Here is a 5,290-nt window from a genome sequence, read left to right as displayed (position 1 = left end):
TGCACTGCGCAGCGTGATCCAGCAAATCCGCGAACAAGGCAGTCTGGGCAAGAATGTACAGACCCTGCTGCAGCTCAATCAGCCAGAAGGCTTTGACTGCCCCGGTTGTGCCTGGCCCGATGCCAATCACCATTCCACCTTCGAATTCTGCGAGAACGGCGTCAAGGCGGTAGCGGCCGAAAGCACCGAGCGCCGTGCCGATGCCGCATTCTTTGCCCGGCACAGCGTCAGCGCCATGGCGGCGCACGATGACTACTGGCTGGAAGCACAAGGCCGGCTCACCGAGCCGATGCGTTACAACCCGGCGAGCGATCACTACGAGCCGATCAGCTGGGATGCGGCATTCCGCAGCATTGCCGCCACCTTGAACGCCCTGCCCGACCCGAACCAGGCGCTGTTCTACAACTCCGGCCGCACCTCCAACGAGGCGGCCTTTCTGTACCAGCTGTTTGTGCGCCAGTTCGGCAGCAATAATCTGCCGGACTGCTCGAATATGTGCCACGAGCCCTCCGGCGCCGGCATGCGCGAGCAGATCGGCGTAGGCAAGGGCACCGTCACCCTCGACGATTTCGACGATGCCGAAGCCATTTTCATCTTCGGCCAGAACCCCGGCACCAACCACCCGCGCATGCTCGGCACCCTGCGCGATGCAACGCGGCGCGGTTGCCGCATTGTCGCCATCAACCCGCTGCGCGAGCGCGGCCTGGAGCGCTTTGCCGACCCGCAAAGCCCGGCCGATATGCTGACCGGCGGCAGCACCATTGCCAGCCACTACTACCAGCCACGCATCGGCGGCGACCTGGCTATGGTGATCGGCATGGCCAAGGTGGTGCTGGAGCAGGACGCCATCGACCATGACTTTATCGCCCGGCACACGGTCGGCTTTGCTGCCTTCAAGGCGATGGTCGCCGCGCAAAGCTGGAGCCATATCGAATACCACGCCGGGCTCAGCCAGGCGCAGATCCGCGAAGCGGCAGGCATCTATATCAACAGCCCGGCCACCATCTGCACCTGGGGCATGGGCATCACCCAGCACAAGCACTCGGTAGCGACGGTGCAGGCCATCGTCAACCTGCTCTTGCTCAAGGGCAATATCGGCAAGCCCGGCGCCGGCGCCTGCCCGGTGCGCGGCCACTCCAATGTGCAAGGGGTGCGCACCATGGGCATTCTGGAAAAGCCGACGCCGGCATTTCTGGAAAAACTCGGCCGCGCCTTCGATTTCACCCCGCCCGCCGCCCACGGCCACGATGTGGTCGGCGCCATCGCCGCCATGGAGAGCGGCAGCGCCAAGGTGTTCTTTGCCCTTGGCGGCAACTTCGCCGCCGCCACTCCCGATAGCGAGCGCACGGCAGCAGCGCTGCGCCAGTGCGAACTGACGGTGCATATCACCACCAAATTGAACCGCTCGCACCTGGTGCACGGCAAGGCGGCGCTGATCCTGCCCTGCCTTGGTCGCACCGAGATCGACATCCAGGCTGCCGGCCCGCAAGGGGTGACGGTGGAAGACTCGATGAGCATGGTGCATCTGTCGGCCGGCATGAATGCGCCCGCTTCGCCACAGCTATTGTCCGAGCCTGCCATCATCGCCCGCCTGGCCGAGGCCACCCTGCCGGGTAGCAAAACACCCTGGCGCTGGCTGGTGGAGGACTACGACCGCATACGCGATCAGATCGCGAAAGTGGTCGATGGCTTTGCCGATTTCAATGCCCGCGTGCATGTGCCGGGCGGCTTCTACCTCGGCAATGCCGCGCGCGAGCGCAACTGGCAGGCTGCGGGCGGCAAGGCGCGCTTTATGGACCATGCCATCCCCGACAATCTGCCGATCGAGCACTACCGCCAGCGAGCCGACGGCCAGCCGGTATTCAACCTGATGACGGTGCGCAGCCACGATCAGTACAACACCACCATCTATGGGCTGGATGACCGCTACCGCGGCGTATTCGGCCATCGGCGCGTGGTGTTCATCAGCGCAGACGATTTGCAGGCGCTGGGCATGCAAGCCGGCCAGTGGGTGGATCTGACTTCACACTGGGATGACGGCGAGCGCGTCGCCCGCCGCTTTTTGCTGGTGCAATACGATATTCCGCCCGGCAATCTCGCCAGCTACTTCCCGGAAACCAACCCCTTGGTACCGCTGGGCCACGTCGCCGACCGGGCGCGCACGCCGGCCTCCAAGTCGATCCCGGTGGTGGTGACACCGCACCAGGGCAGCTGAGCATGGAAGCGCAATTGATTGCGGTAATGGCGCTACTGCACGAGCGCGATGGCGTATCGGTGCATCTGGTATGCAAGCGGCTCGGCCTGCGCCTGAGCCAGCTGAACCGCCTGCTTGCCGTGCTGGCCACCCCGGTCGACGCCGGTGGCCTGGACTGGGTGCGCCAGCACGACGACGGCCGCCGCTGCTGCCTGTACTTGACCGACACCGGCCGGCAACTATGCCTGCAGGACTAAGCGGCCTGCAGCGCCATCCGGCACTGCGCCTCGATGGCGGGAACGCCAGCCCGCGGGAGGAGTGGCTGGCCGAGGAAGTGGCCATTGCGCTCAGCTACAACGGCATTGCCCATGCGGTGATGATGGCCAGCCCGCTCGATCTGGAAGACTTTGCCCTGGGTTTTTCGCTCAGCGAAGGCCTGATCCAGCAGGCCGGCGAATTGCTCGATTTCGAGGTGGAAGCCAGCGCGCTGGGGCTGACGCTGGCACTGCGCATACCCGAAGCGCGCTTTCAGGCACTCAAGCAACAGCGCCGCAATCTGAGCGGCAAAACCGGCTGCGGCCTGTGCGGGCTGGAGTCCCTCGCCGCCGCCCGCCGCCCTGCCCCGCAGGTTCCGGCCGGGCCGCTGGTCGATCCCGCCGCCATCCACGCCGCCCTGCAGGCCATGCAGGCCCAGCAACCTCTGAACGCCGCCAGCGGCGCCGTGCACGCCGCCGCCTACTGGCACGACGGCCAGCTGACGGTGCGCGAGGATGTAGGCCGCCACAATGCCCTGGACAAGTTGATCGGCGCCCTGGCCCGCACCAGGGCGCCGCGCGATGGCCTTACCGTGATCAGCTCGCGTGCGTCCTACGAGATGGTGCACAAGGCCGCCTGCGCCGGCCTGCCGCTGCTCGCCGCCATCTCCGCACCGACCGCCCTGGCGGTGGATCTAGCCGAGCAGTCCGGCATCACCCTGATCGGCTTTGCCCGCGAAACCAGGATGACCGTGTATAGCCATGGCGAGCGCCTGCACCGGCCAGCCTGATCGCCAGCCAGCGTCGCCGTGCCGGTTTCTCTGGCTGCCCTGCTCAGGGCTTGAACGTGCATTTTGGGCGGCGCTTGGCGCCGCATTAGCGGCAACCGCCAGCCGATCTCGGCCAGACCAGGCAGTTCAAGCCCGCAGCGGCGTCGCACCGGCAAACCAGGCAGAGGCCTCGGCCTGGAACAGGCGGTAAATGATGAATACCTCGACCGGCGATAACAGGATGGTGGTCAGCCAATCGATACTGCTGATCGCATCGAAGCAGAACACCGGCACCAGCAAGGAAAGACAGGTCACCGTCAGATAGACATAGCGCGCCCAATTGCGGCCCTTGGCAACCTTTATGGTCAATACCGCCGCCAGGGCATAGATCAGCAAGGCGCCGGACAGATTGGCCAGCGAAGACTGCCCGGCCAGACTGCTGGTCACGCTGGACAGGACCGAAATGACAAGACTGAACCAGATGGCGAATACCGCTTGCTTGACGCCGCGAGGTGAAGAGGACACGCAAAATCTCCTGAATGGACAGACAATGAACCGGGCCACGCCTGCTGGCAGCCCGGCACCAGCAGGCTATCAAAGCCCCCTGCCCGGCACACCCAACCATCGCGCACCAGGACTAAGCAAACACTAAGATGGCTGGCGCCATCATCTGCCCACGGTCGATCACGCCGCATTTGCAGCAGTGGTTTGCGCCCACTCTGGATTTCGCTGCGCCCCATCAAGGCTGCTGGTTACATGCCGGCGCAAAAAACCCGACTGGCTACTTGCTTGTTACTTACCGGCGCAAAAATCCTGACACCTTGAACCACAGAGAACACGGAGAACACAGAGGGGGCACAGAGAAAGGCGAGATGGGCAAGCGATTGGGATTGCGGCAAGCTGGCAACCAAGCGGACTATCGTCCGCCCCCGGATTTCGCTGCGCATCATCCAGGCTACTCACTGAGCAGCACGCGTATTCAGCAAAACGGCATCGCCATTCCGGGTATGACGCGATAAACAATCCACATGATCGCATCAAGGCAATATGACCACGCAGTACCGACGAGTACCGCTAGAAACATGCGCCTTGGTTGGTCTCGAAATCCATAGAACAAGCCCAATGCGATGCTCCACGCAGTTAGTCTGACAGGCAGTGCAGCCAGGTATAAGTAGGCATCGGATGGGTCGCCCGACACCGCTCCAGACATAAATATCGCAATGAGCGCAATGCCGCCGAACAAGCCGATTGCAGTCTTGGCAAGGCCGAATCGAATTGGCGAAATCGACCTTGTGGTGAGTTGATTGAACTGGCGCGCAAAATAAGCGTAACCAGCCACCTTGATTGCGCCATAGGCGGTGGCAGCCAAAGGGCCCGGAATCATCGGCATACCAGCCTCCTTACGCCCACGTTCGCCTTACCCCAACTGAAACGGATACACCGCCCCCAGCTGCAAGATCTGCGTCAACTCATCCAGGGCGCTGCGGCATTCCAGCAGCAGTTGCGGGTCGGCCAGGTCGTCGAAGCTCAGGCGGTCGCGGTAGTGTTTGTCTACCCAGGCATTCAGCGTGGTGAACAGGGTGTCGTTCATCAGCACGGCCGGGTTGACCGCTGCCAGCTCGGTGTCGGACAGCGCTACACGCAGGCGCAGGCAGGCGGGGCCGCCGCCGTTTTGCATCGACTGCTTGAGGTCGAACACCTTTACCTCATTGATCGGGCCGCCGCTGCTGACCAGCTTTTGCAGATAGGCCCATACTCGCTCGATATGGCGGCTTTCTTCCGGTACCACGATGGCCAGCTTGCCATCTGCCTTGCTCAGTAGCTGGCTGTTGAACAGATACGATTTCACCGCTTCTTCCACCGACACTTCGCTCTCAGGCACCTCGATGCCGACAAACTGGCCGCCCACCGCTGCCAGCTTGCCAGCGAGTTCAGCCAGCACCTCGGTCTGGTTCAGGAAGGCGTACTGGTGGTGGAACAGCACATTGCCATTGCCCACCGCGATCACATCGTTATGGAACACGCCCTTGTCGATGGTGGCCGGGTCTTGCTGGGCATAGACCACCTGGCTG

6 protein-coding genes are annotated in these 5,290 nt (G+C 63.3%); 3 read left to right on the top strand and 3 right to left on the bottom strand.

What is annotated here, in order from left to right:
- The 3 genes from ACE3OH_RS18895 to fdhD all read left to right on the top strand — a co-directional run.
- On the top strand, positions 1-2,215 hold a 2,215-nt coding region (locus tag ACE3OH_RS18895; RefSeq protein WP_374356852.1), incomplete at its 5' end, for an FdhF/YdeP family oxidoreductase.
- 2 nt (positions 2,216-2,217) lie between these two features.
- Complete coding sequence (locus ACE3OH_RS18890; RefSeq protein WP_374356850.1) at positions 2,218-2,451, top strand: hypothetical protein; 234 nt, start codon at positions 2,218-2,220, stop codon at positions 2,449-2,451.
- Complete coding sequence (gene fdhD / locus ACE3OH_RS18885) at positions 2,436-3,239, top strand: formate dehydrogenase accessory sulfurtransferase FdhD (RefSeq protein ID WP_374356847.1); 804 nt, start codon at positions 2,436-2,438, stop codon at positions 3,237-3,239. Before ACE3OH_RS18890 ends, fdhD begins: the two co-directional genes overlap by 16 nt.
- A 126-nt stretch (positions 3,240-3,365) precedes the next feature.
- Here the strand turns inward: fdhD and ACE3OH_RS18880 are convergent, their stop codons facing one another.
- The 3 genes from ACE3OH_RS18880 to ACE3OH_RS18870 form a co-directional block, all read right to left on the bottom strand.
- Positions 3,366-3,743, bottom strand: a complete 378-nt coding sequence (locus ACE3OH_RS18880; RefSeq protein ID WP_374356845.1) for a hypothetical protein — start codon at positions 3,741-3,743, stop codon at positions 3,366-3,368.
- 454 nt (positions 3,744-4,197) lie between these two features.
- On the bottom strand, positions 4,198-4,608 hold the full coding sequence (locus ACE3OH_RS18875; RefSeq protein ID WP_374356843.1) for a hypothetical protein: 411 nt from the start codon (positions 4,606-4,608) through the stop codon (positions 4,198-4,200).
- Between the two features lie 27 nt (positions 4,609-4,635).
- Positions 4,636-5,290, bottom strand: a 655-nt coding sequence (locus tag ACE3OH_RS18870; protein ID WP_374356841.1) for an N-succinylarginine dihydrolase, incomplete at its 5' end; no start/stop codon positions are given.

This window comes from Chitinimonas sp. (assembly GCF_041904975.1).
Lineage (GTDB): Bacteria > Pseudomonadota > Gammaproteobacteria > Burkholderiales > Chitinimonadaceae > Chitinimonas.
Note: the sequence above shows the minus strand (reverse complement) of the source record. Positions and strands in the feature narration are given on the sequence as shown.